Origin of the sequence: Shimia sediminis (assembly GCF_003990645.1) — a bacterium.
GTDB classification, from domain to species: domain Bacteria; phylum Pseudomonadota; class Alphaproteobacteria; order Rhodobacterales; family Rhodobacteraceae; genus Shimia; species Shimia sediminis.
Genome location: NZ_RYZK01000002.1, coordinates 99,565 through 118,481 on the forward strand (window position 1 = coordinate 99,565; position 18,917 = coordinate 118,481).

The following is an 18,917-nucleotide window of genomic DNA, read 5'->3' on the forward strand; positions in this document are numbered from 1 at the left end:
CGGATAATGCTTCTGATCAACTCTCTCGAAGGGGGGGGCGCCGAGAAAGTAATGGCGCGGCTTGCGGCAGAATTCTCAACAAGGTTCGCGAACTGTGAAGTACACTTGGCTCTTCTGGACAGCCTGCCTGATGCTTATGCCCCGCCAGCGGATGTTGTGTTGCACCGCCTTGATTGCAAGGGATCACTGATAACAAGCGTCTTTGAGACCCGAAAACTCTTCCAACGTGTCAAACCAGATTATGTCCTCAGCTTCCTGACAAGAGCCAACTGTGCGGCCGTGCTTGCGCGACGCACTCATTCCTTCCGATGCGTCATAAGCGAGCGCGTCCACACAACCAGCCATCTTGGCACTGGTTTCCGCGCGCGTCTTCAACGCGGCATCGTTGGGATGTTGTATCCGAGAGCAGACGCCGTTGTTGCGGTATCACAGGGCGTTGCCGACGAACTCGGCCACAAATACAACGTCTTGGAAAGCAAGCTCGTGACCATTCATAACCCGGTCGACCTCACCGAGTTGCAACAGAAGGCAGCACTGGAGCCAGAAATTCAGCTGCCAAAGGATTTTTTTGTGAGCGTTGGCCGCCTTGTCCCCAACAAAGGTTGTGAAGCACTGCTACGAGCCTTTGCAGCACACAAAAACAAGAAGCGCTATCTTGTCATGTTGGGAGAAGGCCCAGATCGGGCGAAGCTTGTGGCTCTGGCAAATCAACTTGGCATCTCAGATCGTATTGTAATGCCCGGCTATGTCGACAATCCGCACGCCATCGTGGGTCGAGCCACAGCCTATGTGTCCGCCTCCAGAAGTGAAGGCTTTCCCAATGCATTACTTGAGGCGATGGCACTGAGCCGTCCCATCGCAGTCTCCGATTGTCATGCAGGACCAGCAGAAATCCTCGCTCAAACCAGGGCTGGCGAAATAGGTGAGATGACGCAGGCACGATGGGGGATCCTTTTTCCGGTTGACGACATTCAAGCCATTACTGCGGCGATGGACGACTTGGATGACCAGCCAAAAAGAACAGAATTCGAACACAAATCATTGACGCGCGCTAAAAGCTTTTCTACCCGCTCGGTTGTTGACGACTACGTGCGTGTGCTAGTTGGTTCTGGGCCTAGATGAACCTGATGCCAAAGCCCGAATTAGACGCAAGAAAGCTGGTAAATGACTCGTAAACTGCCGATTGATGACGAGATGCCCGCTTTTCTCACGTACTTAGAAGATAAACTGGCTGCCTCTGGAATCGCCTCGGTTACCTTCGGAGCGGTTATTTTGAACGGTCGTGATCACGTTGCCATTCTTGTTGATGACGACGACGCCGAGGCCGCAAAACTTGTTGCTCGAAAAAGTGGCGCGTCCAAGGTTCATTTTTTGACGTCCAGCGGCAGGAAAGGTGGTTCTTTCCGGCTTGAAGATCCCAGATATCACGCGATTTCAATGGCAGTGCTACCGGTCAGGATCGCCCAAGAGCTTTTGAAACACGCAGGTGACAATGGTGGGGTAAATGCGTTGATGCGGCACCAGCTCGCAATATACGTCAAAACCTATTTCGGCTCAGTCGCCCGCCTTGTTGGGCTTTCTGTGGAAAGTTGCGATGAACGTGAAATCACCAATTCCGATGATAACGTCGGCTTGGTACCGTCGCTTGGCACAGACCGAACGTCTCAGGATCGGTACCTTGCATCTATCGGGTGGCAGCCTCCAGTCGACATGTTGGAAAGGCTTGGTCTGACCGACCCCTGGATTGCAGAAGAGCTTTTGCCCAGCCTGACACAATACAGGGACGTCCCCCCTGGGCTGGCTGTCTTTTTTTGCCGGAAACATGCCATTGAACTTGGCTTTTTTGAGACGATCCGCAACTCCATTGAGGCAAAGGGATACAAAATCCTTTTCTCAACGCCGCTTGAGGGCGAAATTGCCCGAAAGCTACGGGATTCAACCCGCGGCGGAAACTGGGGGGCAGGCCCATTTCCGGTCAGCGGAGGCCCTCCGGTTCACCTGATTTTTGCAGTGGATGTATTTCCGGTCAAACCGGCCCGTTCGCTATTGGGTCAGCACCCGTTTCTCGACAATGAAACGAGCCTGTCAACCAAGAATTTTGCACGAGACAATGTACTGTCCACTTTACCTTCGTCGCAACATTTCAACCCACTGCATTCCTCCGACAATTCCGCAGAGGCCCTGCATTTGGCGGAAATGGTCCTTCCCAAAAATGAGTTCAAATCCCTTTCGGATGAATTCTTCTCCAGCAGTGGAAGAGCTTCGGAACTGATTGGCGACGGTAGGTTGTTATGGAATACCACCCCTATTTCCGCAAGCTTCTGGGTTGAAGAGCAGGGGGAAGTTCGCCTGCGAAAGGTTTTTCGCCCGCAGTTCGCCGAGTGTCTCGACAATGTTGCAAGGCTGCATGAGGCGCTTTCAGACGACTGGCCGGAAATCCCAGCTGTTATAGACCAGCAAGACGGCTATCTGGACTTAGCGGTATCAGACATATCGATGGAACCGCTTGGATCTGCGACCGAACTACCCCGGCTTGCTACAATTCTCAGACTGCGCAAGGTATTGAAAGCCGTCAAGAGCGCGGGATTTGCCCCCGTTGCTTGGAATCCCGAATGCGACATCTGCCTATCTTCAGAGCATGCAGGCTCTATGATCGTAGGATTTGACAAGCTGGAGACCTCTGAATCGGAACAGATAATTGGCACGACACCGTCGTCGCTCCACCGGCAAGCCCTTCAACAGTCGTACAATACACAGTGGACGAAGCAACTCGGCGTGCCCAAGATCATTGTAGTAAATGGGCACACAGCAACCATCGCCATGTTCCGAATAGTGATTTCGCCGTCCGTCAGAGTTGTAGAGCGTTTTGCCGATTTTTGTAAGAAAACCTACCGCAGAACCCGCTCCCGAGCAAAATCTCTGCTGCGCCGTTAGCTAAATCGTCGTTCATTTACTCAACGCTATCTGCAGCAGATCAGCATCGCGTCCAGACGTTGAACGGCGTCTTTTGAGCAGTGATCGCAGCGCGTGGACTATCAACCATACCGGATGAACAAATACCCTTTTTGACGCTTGCAACCAGATGGGATCATTCAAAAAGCTGGTCTTGCTCAACCCCGTGTATGGACGCCATTTTGAGGGGTAGGGGTCTCGCTCCATATCATTGTTCAACGGGCGCGCCACGGTAGCTTCGGCAGGCACACCAGCAAGAAAGTAGGCTAGATGAGCAGGGACCGGATCGTCCCAATGGTGAGCAAATTCAAAATCAATCGCACGCAAACGGCCCGTGTTCTTTTCGATTAAAACATTGTTCCCTGGAGTGAGGTCCAATGGGTCCCATCCTCGGTCAGCGACAAGGTGAACAAATTCTGCCAGCTCCCTTACCGCCTTCAAACGCAAGGGTATCGGCAAACGAAATCCAAACAACCGCCGCGACCGCAAACCATTATCGATGAACTCATAAATCAATGCATTGCCGGTCCTTGAAACAATTTTGGCCGGCACATCGCTGATTGGCGACATATCCTCGAAAAAGGCCAGTTCGCGCTCCATTGCGTCCAATGCCGAGGGCCTGAACGTCTTTTTCACGGCGGGCTTTCCATTCCACTCGATCAACTCAACTTTGGCCCGGTACTTGAACCGGCTCAAGTCAGCAAGGACGGGCTCTGGTGTTTCCAGTTCGCGTTGGCTTTGTAGAATGCGGTCTTCTAACTCCTTAATTTCGTGCGTAGTGAGTAGATGTCTGGCAAGCGCTTCGGCCTGCATCGTGTCCGTCGCCACGCGCAATGTTTCTTTGGCGCCTCCGACTGAGACAGCCAACAAATGGGCCGCCTTTTCGATTTCCAGATCAGGGAAAGTTGACTTATCCCGACGCTGCTTCCCAAGCATTAACGGGTTAAACGCAATGATGGCGGCACCACCCGTCGCAAAGCCATCAGGTAAATGCACTGACGAAAGATGTTTGAATGGCTTTTCCGTAAAAACTTCAAACCCTCTATCGCGCAATGACATCTCAACTTGCGCACGCATTCGCGGCAGGTCGGTCTTGGCAAGCAGGATGACCAGGAGCTCCTTCACGACAGAACTTCTATCCATGAATTGGTTGGAGCGAGAGCCTTCAAATGCGCATCATCCGGATACCATCCTTCAGAGCGCAAGAATGCGTCCAGACTGGCGAGTGTCACCGGCTGGGCCAGCTCAAAGCCTGCGCGCTGGCCTAACTCGGTGAGCACGGATGCGTAATCACGTGACCCTTCCCGGCGCGGTGGCGAGTTTTCGTCGGGCGGAAGGCCCGATGCATATCCCTTGAGATAAACGGCGTGATAGGCAAGTCCCAGGAAATGTGTGCGTGCGTCCGGTATCGACCATCCCCCGTCCTGTGGCTGTGCGGATACAAGAATCTCTCTTGCGATGCGGGGCGCAAAAGCCGGAACATTATGGATTGAATTCGGCTTGTACCCAGTGCCACGCAATCCAGTCTCAGAGTAGAAATCGATAATCTGGCCATCTGGCCACTCCGACAATAGGTTGCGCACAGTATCTATCGAGCGGTCTGAAACGAGAATGTCCAGATCGTGGCCGCGATCAACATGTGGCAGATCCTCGAACCACCTCAAAACAACATGATCCGCATCGGCATCGCTCAGAGCCCGAAAGAAACCAGCAACACCCAGATGTCTGGGAACATACAGTTTTCCCTTGCGGTTTAACATTCGGGTTGTCCAGTTGCGAAACCCCTGTCCAAAGATAGCCCGAAAAGGCGTAATTGCCCTCGCCAGTGCCTTTCGTTTACTGATCGCCATCCCAAAACTCCTTGTCAGCCCGTTCCCGCACCTGTGCGACCCTCAGGCCAGAAAACTCTCCGCGGCCAGGCTATCGCCTTCAATTGCATAGCTGCAACTGGGCGTAAACCGGGTACCAGAGGCGCCAGCAATAGTGGGGCGAGTGTGTAGGACAAAACTGTCGCAACCGCCGCCCCCTCGGCTCCGTAGCGCGGAATCAAGAGCAGGTTCAGAACTATGTTGGTGACTGCACCGGTCATGTTGATCATTGCGGACCCCCAGAAAAAGCCCTCAGCCAACAACCATTTGTGCAGCAGCGATCGTGTTGCGAATACGATGCCGACCCAAACATAGATCTGCAATACAAGGACCGACCCAACATATGGTGCTCCGAACAAAAGAGCTATCAACGGTTCGGCCCAGAATATTGAAGTGATCGCCACCAATGTGCCGAATGCCGCAAAAAGATCCAAAGCATCCTGCATACGGCGCCTGTACCGTCGCGGTGACTCAGCCCGGAGCTGAACCATTCTGGGAAACGCTGCCAGCGCAAGGGTAGCAGGCAATGCATACCAGGCCTCTGAAAGTCGCGCCGCTACACTGTAAAGACCCGTGACTTCTTTTCCCGCCATGTTTGAAAGAAACAGAATGTCGATCTTAAGGTAGATAACAGCAGACATCGCACCCAGCATGAGTGGAAAGCCCTGCCGTGCATAGAGTTTCATCCGGCTCCATTCGAATTTGAACCCGGGAAAAGACCCACGATTGCGGCGGTAAGCAACAGCAATGCCCACACCTTGGGCAGCTGTCTGTGCTGCATTGGTCATGATGAAGGCGTTTACGGAACCATCCCCCACAATGAGCGCAATCTTTATCACCGAAAAGGCCAAAAGGATTATCACTGAATAGACCACAAACGGCCGAGGATTCTGATCCGCGATAAAGTGTTCTTGTATAGTGTCGAACGTCCGGAACAGAACGGCTCCGGCGAGGATCACACAAAGCATGGCGATATTCTCGTGCTCGATAGGAAAGCGGGTCGCGACGTAATATGCGGCGGCAACAGCCAGCAGTGCCCCACACATTCGCATAACCGCGACTGTTCCCAGAATGCGGTCCGCTTCCTCAGGCTTCTGTGTGTACTCGCGCAAAGACAGGTTTCTCAACCCGAGGGTCGTCAGAGGAGCGAGTACAGCCACAAGCGAGGTCGCGTAGCTCAGAACACCAAATTCCTCTGGCCCCAAGTGTCGGGCGATCAGGATTCCAAGAACCAACGTGTTGAGCATGTTGATCGCCTGACGTGCGAGCAACCAACCGCTGGATTTCAAAATTTTTCCACGTGCTTCGGAGATTGAAATCGAGCGCCACTGGATCAAACCTTGAAAACCTCGTTTAGTACAGCAGAGACATATCCTGTCTATGCTGTCTCGCCCCTTGACGGAAAAGTATCGTCGGATTTCCAGCCTTTGTAAATCACGATTGCCCTTTCACGTTTCAGCTTGAAAATTCTCTATTGTCTGCGCAGCATTAGCAAACCCCAGTGCGAACAGGTGGATCGTTGCGCAAAATTGCTTTTTTTTCCCTTACGCCATCCCCACCAGCACCTCCTGCCAACCAAAAGACGCTGGAAGCGTTGAAGGCAGCGTATCCCGACTCTCAAATTGACGAGTTCTACATTCTGCCTCTTTTAAAAAATGCACCGCTGGCGATGCTCACTGCAGCCGGAGTTGCCGGAGTAACGTACGCCCCCGATTTGCTGAGAGGGCACAAGAAATTCAAGTACGCCGCCTTTCGAACACCTTGGGTTTTTGACTGGATCAAACAGCAAGCCGGAAAGCTGATTGACCCGGAGCAATATGCCTTCACGTTTCAGATGCAGTCTCTGTTTGACGCCAGTGTGAAGGGAGTGCCGCACTTTATCTACACGGACCACACCCATCTGGAGAACCTTAACTTCGAAGACTTCGACCCTTCGGCGCTCTATAGCAAGGGCTGGATCGACTGTGAAAAAACTATCTACCAAAACGCGACAACAGTGTTCACACGCAGTTCCAATGTGAGCGCCTCGCTTGAGGACCAATACCAATGCGGGGCGGACAAGATCCGATGTGTGTACGCAGGCAGCAATGCAGCGGCCCCGACCACGCCAATGCCTACCCCTGACCGGTATAGTCAGAAGAACATTCTTTTCGCTGGCGTGGACTGGATTCGAAAAGGTGGACCAACCTTGCTGGCAGCGTTTCAAAAGATACTACCGCGCCACCCTGATGCTAGCCTTACCATTGTTGGGTGTTCACCTGACATTGGGCAAACGCCGCAATGCAAAGTTGTTGGGCGTGTGCCCTTGGAGGAAATGCCGAAATGGTACGAAGAGGCATCTGTCTTCTGCCTGCCTACCCGCGTCGAGCCCTTTGGCATCGTTTTCGTTGAGGCGATGTGGCAATCGCTGCCCATCCTCGCCACCCGCGTCGGCGCGGTTCCGGATATGGTCATAGACAGTCTTAACGGTTTTCTGATCCAGCCTGGCGATGTCGACGCGCTAGCCAACCGATTGGACACGATTTTGAACGATCAAACAATGCGGGCGGACATGGGAAACGCCGGCAGACAGCTCGCCGAGGACCGCTATGACTGGTCTGCGGTTGCCAACAGGATGCGCAAGCATATCCACGAACAACTAAATACTTGCGACGCTCAATCGAGTTGATTTTTTTGAAAGGCACTGCCAGCCAACTCGAAACCTTCCCTAAATGGACAAGATCACTGTCCCTATTTTTCGCAAAGACCGCACGGCTCGGTCAGTGCTGCAGTGCGGTTCACCATGAGTTTTGATCTGCCCTAAAGCATCCGACCTTTAACCTGAGACATACCCGGCAGCCTTGAAGTAGTTCCAGCATTCTTCTGGCTTATAGAGGTCGCAGATTTCTGTGAGAGCGTGCAACATGTCCGTGTAGGTTCGCACGCCGACCCTTCGCAGGTAAGCTTTCAGCTTCGAGAACGCCATCTCGATCGGGTTCAAGTCGGGGCTGTATGGCGGCAGGAACAAGACCCAACACCCAGTTTCACGCATGGCTTTGGCGGCTGCGGCATTCTTGTGCGTGGCCAGGTTGTCCAGGATGACGACGGTGCCCGGTTCCAGTTCTGGTATCAGCACCTGTTCAATGTAAGCAGCAAAAGCTTCGCCATCCATCGCGCCCTTGATGACCCAAGGTGCAATCAGCGCGTCAGCGCCGAGGCCTGCGATAAAGGTCTGCGTTCCTCAAAACTCAAAGGGCGCACCCATCACCAGCCGCGCGCCCCGTTGTGACCACCCACGTTGGCGGGTCAGGTTCGTTTTGACAGAGGTTTCGTCAATGAAGACAACACGTTCCGGCCGGGCTGCGACCGCTGGCAGGCGGTATCTGACCCAATCCTCGCGCTGCTTCCTTACCTTTGCACGGCGTCGCTCGGTCGCGACCAGCGTCTTTTTTTATAAGTGAAGCCAAGCTTGCGCAGGACCCGGCCAATCGCATCCGGGTGCGCCTGAACTCCGGTCGCATCCGCCAGCGCACCTGCCAGTTCGGGCATGGTCATATCGCCGTCCTGATCAATCAATTCGATCAGAAATGAGCGATGCGGATCAAGCTTGCCCTTGCCGCGCGGGCGTCCCTGAGGCGCAGCTCTGGCCTGTCCCGTGCGCCGGATCGCAAGACCCCACCGCGCCCCGGTGGCAGGCGAGAGCTTCAGGCGCAACGCCGCGGCGCGCCCGCTCAACCCTCCTTCAACCAGTTCCTGAAACCGCGCTCGAAGCGCATACGGCATCGGTGCTGACATGATCCATCCTCCCAAACAGGGTGAATCACAAATCAGCGCTTATGGGAATCCTTCGCGATTCAGGTTTTTAATCGGGCGCTTTAGCGGGAAAGAGGGTGTGTTGGCGAATGGAACCGCTCGCACAACGCCTCGTACGTCTCGATCTCGACTTCTTTTTAGGCCTCTCGAAAGAAACCGACGAAAGTCCACCACCTATAGGGTAGAAAAATTATTATTGTATACCTCAACTAATTTTCATAGTGTCCTGCCTGCGCAACGTCAGGCTTTGGCGGAGCAGCACCTGCAAGCCTAAAACACATGCGACATTCACTGAGATGAGGCGTTCTTGTTCAAAAAAAAACAAGCGACCCAGAGTATCAAAGAAGCATTTCTGACGAGTTTTCGATCAGGAGAAACAAAAAACTGCTTGTGGAAAACACTTACTAACAGCGAGGAAACCATGAAAAAAACATCAACAATCCTGGCGGTTGCGGCGCTTTTGTCGTCAACGGCCGTGGTCAACGCGGAAACCCTTAAATGGGCACGCGCGGGTGACGCTCTGACATTGGATCCGCACTCACAAAACGAAGGTCCCAGCCACACCATGCGTCACCAGATGTATGAGCCGCTGATTATCCGCGACACCAGTGGGGCGTTCGTGCCAACGCTGGCAACAGACTGGGCCCCCAAGGCTGACAACCCCAACGTCTGGGTATTCAACCTGCGCCAGGGCGTTAAATTCCACGACGGAGCGGACTTCACCGCAGAAGACGTGGTGTTCAGCTTTGAACGTGCGAAACAGCCAAACTCGGATATGAAGGAACTGATCGGTTCTATCACCGCAGTGCGCGCAGTCGGCGACCACACGGTTGAAATCGAAACCGACGGTCCAAACCCGATCCTGCCGTCGAACCTGACCAACCTTTTCATGATGGACAAGGGCTGGACCGAGGCGAACAACACGGTCAACGTGCAGGATTTTGAAGGTGGCGAGATCACCTTCGCGACCACCAATGTGAACGGCACCGGCGCCTACAGGCTGGTCAGCCGCGAACCAGACGTGAAAACCGTCATGTCGCGCAACGAAGATTACTGGGGCCGCAACGATTTCCCGATGGAAGTTAGCGAAATCGTTTATACACCAATCCAGAACGCCGCGACCCGCGTTGCTGCACTTCTGTCGGGTGAGATCAACTTCCTCCAGGATATGCCGGTACAGGATTTGGCCCGCGTGGACAGCGCCGATGGCCTGGTGGTCAAACAGGCCCCGCAAAACCGCGTGATCTTCTTTGGCATGAACCAGGGCGCGGATGACCTTGAGGCTGATAACGTCGAAGGCAAGAACCCGCTGGCAGACGTGCGCGTGCGCAAGGCGATGTCCATGGCCATCAACCGCGACGCCATTCGTCAGGTCGTGATGCGTGGCCAGTCCCAGCCCGCGGGCATGATCGCTCCGCCTTTCGTGAACGGCTGGACCGCCGCGATGGACGGTGAAAGCTCCACCGACATGGAAGGCGCCAAGGCGCTGATGGCCGAAGCCGGTTACGGCGACGGTTTCTCGATCCGTCTGGATTGCCCGAATGACCGCTACATCAATGACGAAGCGATCTGTCAGGCCGCCGTTGGCATGCTGGGTCAGATCGGCATCACAGTGAACCTGGATGCCATTCCAAAGGCTCAGCACTTCCCCAAGATCACCGACAGCAAGACTGACTTCTACATGCTGGGTTGGGGTGTTCCGACGTACGATTCGGAGTACATTTTCAACTTCCTCGTGCACGGTCGTGAAAGCGACATCGGAACTTGGAACGGAACCGGCTTTAACAATGCCGACATCAACGCCAAGATCAAATCGCTGGCCTCCAACACCGATCTGGACGCCCGTAACGCGGATATCGCCGCCATCTGGCGCGTAGTTCAGGACGAACAACTCTACATCCCGATTCACCACCAGGTGTTGAACTGGGGCATGAGCGAAGGCGTTGGTATCGAGGTTGATCCCGAAGATCAGCCGCGCGTCAAATACTTCACTATGAACTAAACCAATCTGGGCCGCCTGTCTGTTGCCGGCGGCCCATTCTTTGCAGGGTGGGGTTATGCCTCCGCCTGTGCAGGCATCCCTTCCGCGACCCGATAAATTGCCACGCGCCTCCGCGCCCATTGGTATAAGAAAGCCTCTGCGATGTTGCCATTCATCCTCAAACGCGTGTTTCAGTCATTTCTGGTTCTGGTCGTTACCGGCGCCATTGCGTTTTCGATGTTCACTTTCGTTGGTGATCCGATTGACAACATGCTCGGTCAGGAACGCACGATGGAAGACGTTGAGCGTCTGCGCACGCAGTTGGGCCTCGATAGACCGGTTCCCGTACAGTATTTCAAATTCCTCAACGAAGCGGTCAGAGGCAATTTCGGCGTCAGCTACCGTCAGGGCCGCGAAGTCTCCGAGATCATCATGGAACGCGCTCCAGCCACGCTTGAACTCGCCGCTCTGTCGGCGATCTTTGCCGTGGTCATGGGCATTGCGCTCGGAGTGTTTACCGCCATTCGCCGCGACGGGTTTGCAGCCAATTTCATCATGTCCGCCTCGCTGATTGGGGTGTCCCTGCCTACTTTTTTGATCGGCATTCTACTGATCTATCTGTTTTCAGTCGAGCTTGGCTGGTTGCCCAGCTTTGGCCGCGGCGAGGTCACCAAGATCGGCGGCTGGACCACGGGTTTTCTAACCGAATCCGGCCTCAAAGCTCTGATCTTGCCAGCGATCACGCTGGGGCTGTATCAAATGACCCTCATCATGCGGCTGGTACGCTCTGAGATGCTCGAAGTTCTGCGTCAGGACTATATCCGTTTTGCCCGTGCACGGGGCCTGAGCAACCGGGTTATCAATTACCGCCATGCGCTGAAAAACACCATGGTGCCGGTCATCACCGTGATCGGCCTACAGTTGGGGGCCATCATCGCCTTTGCGATTATCACCGAAACTGTTTTCCAGTGGCCCGGCCTCGGGCTTTTGTTCATCAACGCAATCCAGTTCGTCGATATCCCGGTCATGGCCGCATACCTGATGATGATTTCGGTGATGTTCGTCGTCATCAACCTGCTGGTTGATATCCTCTATGCCTTCATCGATCCACGTTTAAGGGTGAGTGCCAAGTGACCGATCAACCCCTCTCAGCGCAAAGCGAACCGCAATCCGTGACCCCGTCCAGACTACGTCGCGCACTGGACAGCGATCTCTATTACGCCTTTAAGCGTTCGCCTGTCGCGATGGTGTCGGCCGCCGTGGCACTTCTCTTGATCCTGTCAGCCGTATTCGCGCCTCTGATTGCGACAACCAACCCGTTCGATCCTACGTCGCTGAACCTGATGAACGGGTTCACACCGCCGATGGCCCAGAATGCCTTTACTGGCGAGACCTTCCTGATGGGCACCGACGATCAGGGACGGGATGTGTTTTCCACCATCCTTTACGGCATGCGGATTTCGCTGTTCGTGGGCTTTGCAGCCGTGCTGTTCGCGGTGGTGCTGGGCATTTTTCTCGGTCTTTTGGCCGGATACTTCGGAGGCTGGATCGACAGTTTCATCATGCGCACCGCCGACGTGCAGCTGACCTTTCCCTCCATCCTTGTTGCGATGCTGATCTTTGGTATTGCCAAGGGCATCACTCCGATCGAACACCGGGACCAAATGGCGATATGGGTACTGATCCTTGCTATTGGCCTGAGTGACTGGGTGCAGTTTGCCCGCGTTGTACGCGGCGCGACATTGGTGGAAAAGAACAAGGACTATGTGTCAGCGGCCCGGCTGATCGGGCGGCGCCCTTCGGCCATTATGGTGCGCCACATTCTGCCCAATATCCTGTCGCCTGTGCTGGTGATTGCCACCATTTCACTGGCGCTGGCGATCATCGCCGAAGCCACGCTCAGTTTCCTCGGCGTGGGTGCGCCGCCGACGCAGCCCTCTTTGGGTACCCTGATCCGTATCGGCCAAGGCTACCTGTTTTCCGGCGAATGGTGGATCCTGTTCTTCCCGGCCTGCACCCTGCTGGCCCTAGCACTGAGTGTGAACATGCTGGGTGACTGGCTGCGTGATGTATTGAACCCGAGGCTGAAATGACCGAACCCGTATTGTCCATTCGTAACCTGACGGTCGAAATCCCCACCCGCCACGGGCTGTTCAAACCCGTGCAGAATGTCAGTTATGACATCCACCCCGGCGAAATTCGCGGTGTTGTCGGCGAAAGTGGCGCGGGCAAGTCGATGACCGGCAATGCCGTTATCGGCCTATTGGATGATCCCGCGCGCATCGCATCCGGGGAGATATGGCTCAAGGGACGCCGCATCGACAACCTCGGCGCCGAGGAAAAGCGCGCCATTCGCGGCCGCGAGATCGGAATGATCTTTCAAGATCCCCTGACCTCGCTGAACCCGTTGTTCACCATTGGCGAGCAGTTGGTCGAAACCATTCAGCTGCACCTCAAGGTCTCTGCCGCTGAGGCAAAGGAACGCGCGCTCGCCCTGCTGGACCGGGTATCCATCCCGGACCCAAAGACGAGGTTCGACCAGTATCCGCACCAGTTCTCGGGCGGCATGCGCCAGCGAGTTGTGATCGCGCTTGCCCTATGTTCCGAACCCTCGGTCATTGTCGCTGATGAGCCGACGACAGCATTGGACGTCTCCATTCAGGCGCAGGTATTGGACCTGATCAAGGAGCTGGCCTCGGAAACGCAAGTTGGGGTAATCCTTGTTACCCATGACATGGGTGTGATCGCCGACACCACCGAGCAGGTCACCGTCATGTATTCGGGTGAGGTTGTCGAGAGCGGGCCGACCGACAAGGTCCTCAGCGCCCCGGAACATGAATATACCAAGTCGCTGATCTCTGCCGTGCCGCGCCCGCAGGTGAAACTGCATCGTTTCCCGCAGGTCAGCTATGGCGGCCGTGAAACCACGTTCAAGATCGAAGACCTCGCCCGCAACTGGCACAAACCAGAGCCGTCCAAATCCGGCAAGCTGGTTGAGGTCAAAGGCATCACCAAGAAGTTTCTCGAAAAATCCGCCATTCTGCCATCGCAGCGCACCTACTTCACCGCCGTTGATGACGTGTCATTCGACATCAAGGACGGTGAGGTTTTTGGCCTGGTCGGGGAAAGCGGATCGGGCAAATCCACCGTCGCGCGCATGATCGGCACGCTTTTGCCGGTTGACGGTGGCCAAATCCATTTTGATGGCGATGACGTCACCGAGATGTCGAAGGTTGAAATGGCGAACTATCGAAAACAGATCCAGATGATTTTTCAGGATCCATTCTCGAGCCTGAACCCGCGCATGAAAGTGGAAAGCATCGTGGCCGAGCCTCTGATGCACCACAAAATCTTGCCGCCGGATCAGATCAGCGGGCGGGTGCATGAATTGCTGGATCGTGTCGGCCTGACCCGCGCCGCAGCAGCCAAGTATCCGCATGAGTTCTCCGGTGGGCAACGGCAGCGAATCTCGATTGCCCGCGCCTTGGCGACTCAGCCACGTTTCCTGATCTGCGATGAACCCACCAGTGCCTTGGACGTGTCCATTCAGGCGCAAATCCTCAATATTCTTAAGGATTTGCAGGAACATCTTGGCCTTACCATGTTGTTCATCAGCCATGACCTTCCAGTTGTGCGTCAGATGTGTGACCGCGTTGGCGTGATGAAGCAAGGACAGTTGATTGAGGTACAGGACACTGAAACTCTCTTTGCCAATCCAGAGCAGGACTATACGGCGCAGTTGCTCGATCTAATGCCTCGACTGGCGCAGTTGTCGAGCTGACGGAATGCATCGCATTGTTATACCCCCGACCGCCTGCGTGGGCCATTACTCTGGAAATCGGAGAAGAGTTGCATGTTAGCATCTGATCAGATCGAACCGGCCAAGCTGGGCAATTTGATCCGCAATTGCCGCCAGAAGCGTAAGCTGACGCTCAAAGAGCTCTGCAACCAGGCGGGGGTATCTGTCGGCTACCTGTCGCAGGTCGAGCGGGGCAATGCGACGCCCTCACTTGGCACCTTGGCACAGATTGCACGCGCGCTTGACCTCGGGCTTGATTACTTTGTTACCCGCCCCCGGCCAGGGGATGCGGTTTCCTACGCTGACCATCGGCGCAAGTTCTCGATTTCGGACTCTGGTGTAACCTATGAGGCGCTTAGTACCGAGTTTCCTGGTTACGAGCTGTCCGCCTTCATCATGAACTGCCCTCCGGGATTTCAGTCCGAGACCTTTCAACACGAGGGTGAAGAGTTCATCTACATCCTCAGCGGCTCTATCGAACAAAGCCTGGATGGCGAAACCTTTACCCTGCGCGAAGGCGACAGTCTGCATTACAACGGAATGACGCCTCATGCGTGGAAAACCTTGGGAGATGCCCCTGCCCGCATGCTGTGGACGGGCACCTTGGTTGTTCTGCAAGGTGGACAGAAAAGTCGCCTGCCCGGCCATCGGGATTGACCCCATCAAATACTGCGCCACTCTGGAGAAGTTCCATGTCTGACATTGAAGAAAACAGGTTGGCGCGGCTGCGCAAGCGCATGGCTGAAACCAACACAGATCTGGTCGCCATCGGACCGGGCAGCCACATGCAATGGCTTCTGGGGCTGAACCCCCATGGCGACGAACGCCCGGTCATGGCGATTGTCACTGCCAACCACATTGGCGTACTTATGCCCTCTCTGAACGCCGAGGCGTCGCGCGCCCAATGCGCAGACGTGCCGTTTTATGAATGGAGCGACGCCGACGGTCCTCTCGGTGCCTTCAAGCATCTCTTAAGCGATGCAAACGCCACACGTCCCGGCCTCAACATCGTGCTGGACGAGATGATGCGCACCGATTTCTCGTTCCTTTTGCTTGATCAGCTCGATGCCCCAACACACCGCTTTACGCTGGACACAGTTGGCCTCTTACGCGCGGAGAAAGATGCCGAGGAGCGTAGGCTCTTGAAAGACAGCGCCCTTTTGAACGATGCCGCCTTTGAGCAGGCGTTCAACGCCTTGCGCACTGGCATAACCGAACTCGAAGTGCGCGATATCATCATCGATCACTACATGGCAAATGGGGCGGAGCCTGCCTTTTGCATCGTTGCTTTTGGCAGGAACAGTGCCTATCCGCACCATCACACGAGCCTCGATGTCTTGCAGCCCGACATGGTGGTGCTGATTGACGCCGGATGTCGTTTGTGCGGCTACCCCTCGGACATGACACGGTGCGCTTGGTACGGGGATAAGCCTAATGCCCGGCTTATAGAAGTTGCAGGAATCGTTGAAGAGGCTGTGCAATCCGCAAAATCCGTCGCACTGCCAGGCACCTTATGCAGCGACGTTGACAAGGCCGCCCGTACGGTGATTGAGGAGGCCGGTTACGGTCCGGAATTCCTACACCGCACCGGCCATGGCCTGGGCGTCGACGTGCATGAAGCCCCATATATTGCGGCGAACTATCGCAAACCCTTGAGGGTCGGAAACGTGTTTTCCATTGAACCGGGCGTTTATCTAAAAGGGGAATTTGGTATCCGGCTCGAGGACGTGGCGTTCCTGCATGCTGACGGCGTCGAAATCCTGTCCGAAATGCACCGTACAGTGCGCCTTCTACCGCTCAAAGACTGAAAACACATATCACGCATCCCTTCGAAATGGCCTATCGCCCCCACCAGGTGGTGCGATTGAGCTGAAAGTGATTTCACCTTCAATGGCTGCGCTCATGATCGATGTGGCTGAATCGATGGGGCTGAAAACGAACATTCATCACGACCGGCGGGCGGATGACCTGTGGACTGGTCAAAAAAACAGCGAAGTGGCCATCGCCTGGTCATAGTGAAGGATTATGAGCCCCGACCTCCACACCTCAAAGTGGTTTGCTTTGACAAAATCAACAAGTGGGGCGTATTAGTTATAGAGAAATAACTAAATTAAATGAGTCGTTCACAATACTTGCGGGGCGCAATGATGACGACGGAGAGTTTTCAGGCCTTGAGGCCGCGGCCACGTCTAAAGGGCATTGCTTTTTTGGCGATAGTGTTCGGATCGGCGACGATCATTTCCGGGGGTAAGGTCCTGTTTGGACCTGATGCAGTGAGAGAGATGGCAGGCCGCGTCGTGCCTTTTGTTGTCTGGATCAACTTTTTTTCCGGGTTTGCCTACATTGCCGCCGGCTTGGCCATTTGGCGCGCTCTTCCTTGGGCCTTGGGCTTGTCGATTGCCATCGCCGTGGTGGCTTGTGCGGTGACGATAGGGTTCGGTATCTGGGTGGCAGTCGGCGGCGCCTACGAGTTGCGAACCGTCGGCGCATTGACGCTTCGAACCGGATTTTGGGTAGCAATTGCCTTGGCCTTATGGCGCGCCAAAACACGATGATGAGAACCCGGAAGCCTGCATCCGTCCGAAAAGCGGAAATAACACGCGCTGCCCTTGAGCTAGCATTCGAGGTTGGTCCGGATCGCGTGACGACCGCTATGATCGCCGATCGCCTGGGCTTGACGCAGCCTGCGATCTACAAGCATTTCCCCAACAAGGACGATATCTGGAACACGGTCACCGACGACCTGTGCCAGCGCATTGATACCAACATCCATGCAGCAAACGGCCAGCCCGAGCCTTTCAACCGTCTGCGGCGACTGATCATGGGGCAGCTTCAACTGCTACACGACCACCCTGCCTTGCCCGAGATAATGGTGATGCGCGATCCCAACGTCGACGCCACCGCGATTCGGACACGGGTCACGACCTGCATGGGGGGACTTCGTGCGGCCATTCACCGGGCCATTTCCGAAGCGCAGGCCGTAGACAAAATCCGATCCGACCTTGATGCCGAGGATTGTACCAACCTGCTGGTCGGTGTTGTCCAGGGAATGGCTCTGAGGCTGCTGCGGTTTCGCGAGCCTGAAAACTTCTTGAGAACCGGCGCCCGTTTGCTGGACCTCCAGCTTAAACTCTTAACAGAACACGGAGAACTCCAATGAGACCTGGTCTAAAGGTCCTTCTGATTACTCTACCCATCAGTGCTCTCGGAGTGGCCGCACTTGTCTATGTCATCGCAAACGGCGCCCCGCCAGACCGCATCCCGCTCACCGAACGCGCAACACCGGTGCGGGTGATCACGGCCCAGACAACGGCAGTGGCCCCTCGCGTGGTTGGGTTCGGCTTTGCTCGGCCCTCCCGAACCTACGAGGCCATTGCCCAGGTCGGGGGAACCATCGAACACATCAATGCGGGTTTAGAGAAGGGTGCTATTTTGCCCGCAAGTTCGGTTCTGTTGCGCATATCGCCCGCCGATTTCACCCTAGCCATTGCACAAGCCAACGCCAACATCCGCGCCGCCGAAGCGCGGCTATCGGAGATTGCAGTCTCCGAAACCAACCAGGCCGAAGCGCTTGAGATCGAAAGAGAAGTTTTGGCATTGCGGGCCGCTGATCTGGAACGGGCTGAGACGCTGCTTCGAAACGGCACGATTTCGCAAACAGGCTTGGATGCCGCGCGCACCGCCCATCTGGCGCAACGCCAGAAGATGCAATCGTTGGAAAGTGCGCTGGCACTCGTCCCGACGCAACGGGCCGTTCAAACCGAGCAAATCGCCGTCTATCAATCCGCCTTGGAGACTGCCAAGCTGAACCTGGCCCGAACGGAGTTGACCCTGCCTTTCGCCGCGCGCGTCGCCTCTGTGTCCGTTGAGACAGGGCAGTTCCTGCGCTCAGGTCAAACTGCCGCCGTCCTGGATGGTATTGATGCCGCAGAGGTCGAAGCCCAAGTTCCGATCGCCGCGCTCAAGACGCTGCTCGAGTATTCGTTTGGCAGTCAAGAAACGGTTGCCCTTGATTCCGCCACGATGACGGAAGTTCTGCGCAACCTGGGTCTTTCTGCCGAAGTTCATCTTCGGCTTGAAGACGAGATTATCAAGTGGCCCGCCAAGGTCGACCGGATCAGCGACACTATCGATCCGAAATCCGGAACCCTGGGGGTGATCGTGCGTGTTGACACCGCCTACTCCGAGGTCGAACCCGGGAAACGGCCCCCTCTGACTAAGGGAATGTTTGTTGAGGTTTCGTTACAGGGCAAACCAGAGAGCGGCATCTGGGTGCCGCGAAGTGCAGTGCGCGAAGGTCGGCTTTTGCTAGCCGATGCAGAGGACCGGTTGCGGGCGACTGAGGTCGAAACAATGCTGGTGCAGGACGGGATAGCCTTGATCTCGGGCGATGTTGCCCCAGGTGCGCGAATTCTCTTCAGCCAGCCGGGCAACGTCGTGGACGGCATGTTGCTTGACGTGACCGAAGACAGAGCGTTGGCGGACTGGCTGGCGACAGAGGGGCGATTGGAATGATCCGGTTTTT

16 protein-coding genes and 1 pseudogene are annotated in these 18,917 nt (G+C 55.4%); 13 read left to right on the forward strand and 4 right to left on the reverse strand.

Going from position 1 to position 18,917, the window contains the following annotated elements; genetic code table 11:
- Positions 1 to 6: 6 nt before the first annotated feature.
- Both EK369_RS05025 and EK369_RS05030 read left to right on the forward strand, forming a co-directional pair.
- On the forward strand, positions 7 to 1,122 hold the full coding sequence (locus EK369_RS05025; protein ID WP_127112614.1) for a glycosyltransferase: 1,116 nt from the start codon (positions 7 to 9) through the stop codon (positions 1,120 to 1,122).
- Between the two features lie 42 nt (positions 1,123 to 1,164).
- Positions 1,165 to 2,934 carry a hypothetical protein gene (locus tag EK369_RS05030; RefSeq protein ID WP_127112615.1) on the forward strand — a complete coding sequence of 590 codons (1,770 nt, stop codon included), beginning with the start codon at positions 1,165 to 1,167 and terminating at the stop codon, positions 2,932 to 2,934.
- A gap of 12 nt (positions 2,935 to 2,946) precedes the next feature.
- Here the strand turns inward: EK369_RS05030 and EK369_RS05035 are convergent, their stop codons facing one another.
- From EK369_RS05035 to EK369_RS05045, 3 genes are read right to left on the reverse strand one after another with little or no spacing between them, the layout of a single operon-like run.
- Positions 2,947 to 4,077 carry a hypothetical protein gene (locus EK369_RS05035; protein ID WP_127112616.1) on the reverse strand — a complete coding sequence of 377 codons (1,131 nt, stop codon included), beginning with the start codon at positions 4,075 to 4,077 and terminating at the stop codon, positions 2,947 to 2,949.
- Positions 4,074 to 4,802: a hypothetical protein gene (locus EK369_RS05040; RefSeq protein WP_127112617.1), complete on the reverse strand. Its 729-nt coding sequence runs from the start codon at positions 4,800 to 4,802 to the stop codon at positions 4,074 to 4,076. Before EK369_RS05040 ends, EK369_RS05035 begins: the two co-directional genes overlap by 4 nt.
- 14 nt (positions 4,803 to 4,816) lie before the next feature.
- Entirely contained in the window at positions 4,817 to 6,157 is a 1,341-nt protein-coding gene (locus tag EK369_RS05045) for a flippase (RefSeq protein WP_235871346.1), read from the reverse strand.
- 182 nt (positions 6,158 to 6,339) lie between these two features.
- On the opposite strand from EK369_RS05045, the gene EK369_RS05050 reads away from it, so the two are divergent.
- Positions 6,340 to 7,488, forward strand: a complete 1,149-nt coding sequence (locus EK369_RS05050) for a glycosyltransferase family 4 protein (protein ID WP_127112618.1) — start codon at positions 6,340 to 6,342, stop codon at positions 7,486 to 7,488.
- 147 nt (positions 7,489 to 7,635) lie between these two features.
- Here EK369_RS05050 and EK369_RS05055 read toward each other — a convergent pair.
- A pseudogene (locus EK369_RS05055) lies at positions 7,636 to 8,594 on the reverse strand (IS630 family transposase).
- Between the two features lie 439 nt (positions 8,595 to 9,033).
- Here EK369_RS05055 and EK369_RS05060 point away from each other — a divergent pair.
- The 10 genes from EK369_RS05060 to EK369_RS05100 all read left to right on the forward strand — a co-directional run bounded on the left by EK369_RS05060 (position 9,034) and on the right by EK369_RS05100 (position 18,907).
- Positions 9,034 to 10,614 (forward strand): ABC transporter substrate-binding protein, encoded by a 1,581-nt coding sequence (locus tag EK369_RS05060; protein ID WP_127112619.1) that lies wholly within the window; start codon positions 9,034 to 9,036, stop codon positions 10,612 to 10,614.
- 141 nt (positions 10,615 to 10,755) lie between these two features.
- Positions 10,756 to 11,727, forward strand: coding sequence for an ABC transporter permease (locus EK369_RS05065; protein WP_127112620.1), 972 nt, complete (start codon positions 10,756 to 10,758; stop codon positions 11,725 to 11,727).
- Positions 11,724 to 12,686: an ABC transporter permease gene (locus EK369_RS05070; protein ID WP_438672156.1), complete on the forward strand. Its 963-nt coding sequence runs from the start codon at positions 11,724 to 11,726 to the stop codon at positions 12,684 to 12,686. Before EK369_RS05065 ends, EK369_RS05070 begins: the two co-directional genes overlap by 4 nt.
- Positions 12,683 to 14,374 carry an ABC transporter ATP-binding protein gene (locus EK369_RS05075; protein WP_127112621.1) on the forward strand — a complete coding sequence of 564 codons (1,692 nt, stop codon included), beginning with the start codon at positions 12,683 to 12,685 and terminating at the stop codon, positions 14,372 to 14,374. The genes EK369_RS05070 and EK369_RS05075 overlap by 4 nt, the downstream gene beginning before the upstream one ends.
- Positions 14,375 to 14,446: 72 nt before the next feature.
- Entirely contained in the window at positions 14,447 to 15,049 is a 603-nt protein-coding gene (locus EK369_RS05080; protein ID WP_127112622.1) for a helix-turn-helix domain-containing protein, read from the forward strand.
- 35 nt (positions 15,050 to 15,084) lie between these two features.
- On the forward strand, positions 15,085 to 16,200 hold the full coding sequence (locus EK369_RS05085; protein WP_127112623.1) for a M24 family metallopeptidase: 1,116 nt from the start codon (positions 15,085 to 15,087) through the stop codon (positions 16,198 to 16,200).
- Positions 16,201 to 16,282: 82 nt separating this feature from the next.
- Positions 16,283 to 16,408 carry a hypothetical protein gene (locus EK369_RS22280; protein ID WP_268920604.1) on the forward strand — a complete coding sequence of 42 codons (126 nt, stop codon included), beginning with the start codon at positions 16,283 to 16,285 and terminating at the stop codon, positions 16,406 to 16,408.
- A gap of 128 nt (positions 16,409 to 16,536) precedes the next feature.
- Positions 16,537 to 16,947: a hypothetical protein gene (locus tag EK369_RS05090; RefSeq protein WP_235871347.1), complete on the forward strand. Its 411-nt coding sequence runs from the start codon at positions 16,537 to 16,539 to the stop codon at positions 16,945 to 16,947.
- Positions 16,947 to 17,552: a TetR/AcrR family transcriptional regulator gene (locus tag EK369_RS05095; RefSeq protein ID WP_268920609.1), complete on the forward strand. Its 606-nt coding sequence runs from the start codon at positions 16,947 to 16,949 to the stop codon at positions 17,550 to 17,552. Before EK369_RS05090 ends, EK369_RS05095 begins: the two co-directional genes overlap by 1 nt.
- Entirely contained in the window at positions 17,549 to 18,907 is a 1,359-nt protein-coding gene (locus EK369_RS05100; RefSeq protein WP_127112625.1) for an efflux RND transporter periplasmic adaptor subunit, read from the forward strand. Before EK369_RS05095 ends, EK369_RS05100 begins: the two co-directional genes overlap by 4 nt.
- Positions 18,908 to 18,917 lie beyond the last annotated feature (10 nt).

What these genes read in the sequence shown, in the direction of transcription:
- EK369_RS05025 (WP_127112614.1), top strand. Translation starts at nt 7, where the DNA reads ATGCTTCTGATCAACTCTCTCGAAGGGGGGGGCGCCGAGAAAGTAATG.
- EK369_RS05030 (WP_127112615.1), top strand. Translation starts at nt 1,165, where the DNA reads ATGACTCGTAAACTGCCGATTGATGACGAGATGCCCGCTTTTCTCACG.
- EK369_RS05040 (WP_127112617.1), bottom strand. Translation starts at nt 4,802, where the DNA reads ATGGCGATCAGTAAACGAAAGGCACTGGCGAGGGCAATTACGCCTTTT.
- EK369_RS05060 (WP_127112619.1), top strand. Translation starts at nt 9,034, where the DNA reads ATGAAAAAAACATCAACAATCCTGGCGGTTGCGGCGCTTTTGTCGTCA.
- EK369_RS05065 (WP_127112620.1), top strand. Translation starts at nt 10,756, where the DNA reads ATGTTGCCATTCATCCTCAAACGCGTGTTTCAGTCATTTCTGGTTCTG.
- EK369_RS05075 (WP_127112621.1), top strand. Translation starts at nt 12,683, where the DNA reads ATGACCGAACCCGTATTGTCCATTCGTAACCTGACGGTCGAAATCCCC.
- EK369_RS05080 (WP_127112622.1), top strand. Translation starts at nt 14,447, where the DNA reads ATGTTAGCATCTGATCAGATCGAACCGGCCAAGCTGGGCAATTTGATC.
- EK369_RS05085 (WP_127112623.1), top strand. Translation starts at nt 15,085, where the DNA reads ATGTCTGACATTGAAGAAAACAGGTTGGCGCGGCTGCGCAAGCGCATG.
- EK369_RS22280 (WP_268920604.1), top strand. Translation starts at nt 16,283, where the DNA reads ATGGCTGCGCTCATGATCGATGTGGCTGAATCGATGGGGCTGAAAACG.
- EK369_RS05090 (WP_235871347.1), top strand. Translation starts at nt 16,537, where the DNA reads ATGATGACGACGGAGAGTTTTCAGGCCTTGAGGCCGCGGCCACGTCTA.
- EK369_RS05095 (WP_268920609.1), top strand. Translation starts at nt 16,947, where the DNA reads ATGAGAACCCGGAAGCCTGCATCCGTCCGAAAAGCGGAAATAACACGC.
- EK369_RS05100 (WP_127112625.1), top strand. Translation starts at nt 17,549, where the DNA reads ATGAGACCTGGTCTAAAGGTCCTTCTGATTACTCTACCCATCAGTGCT.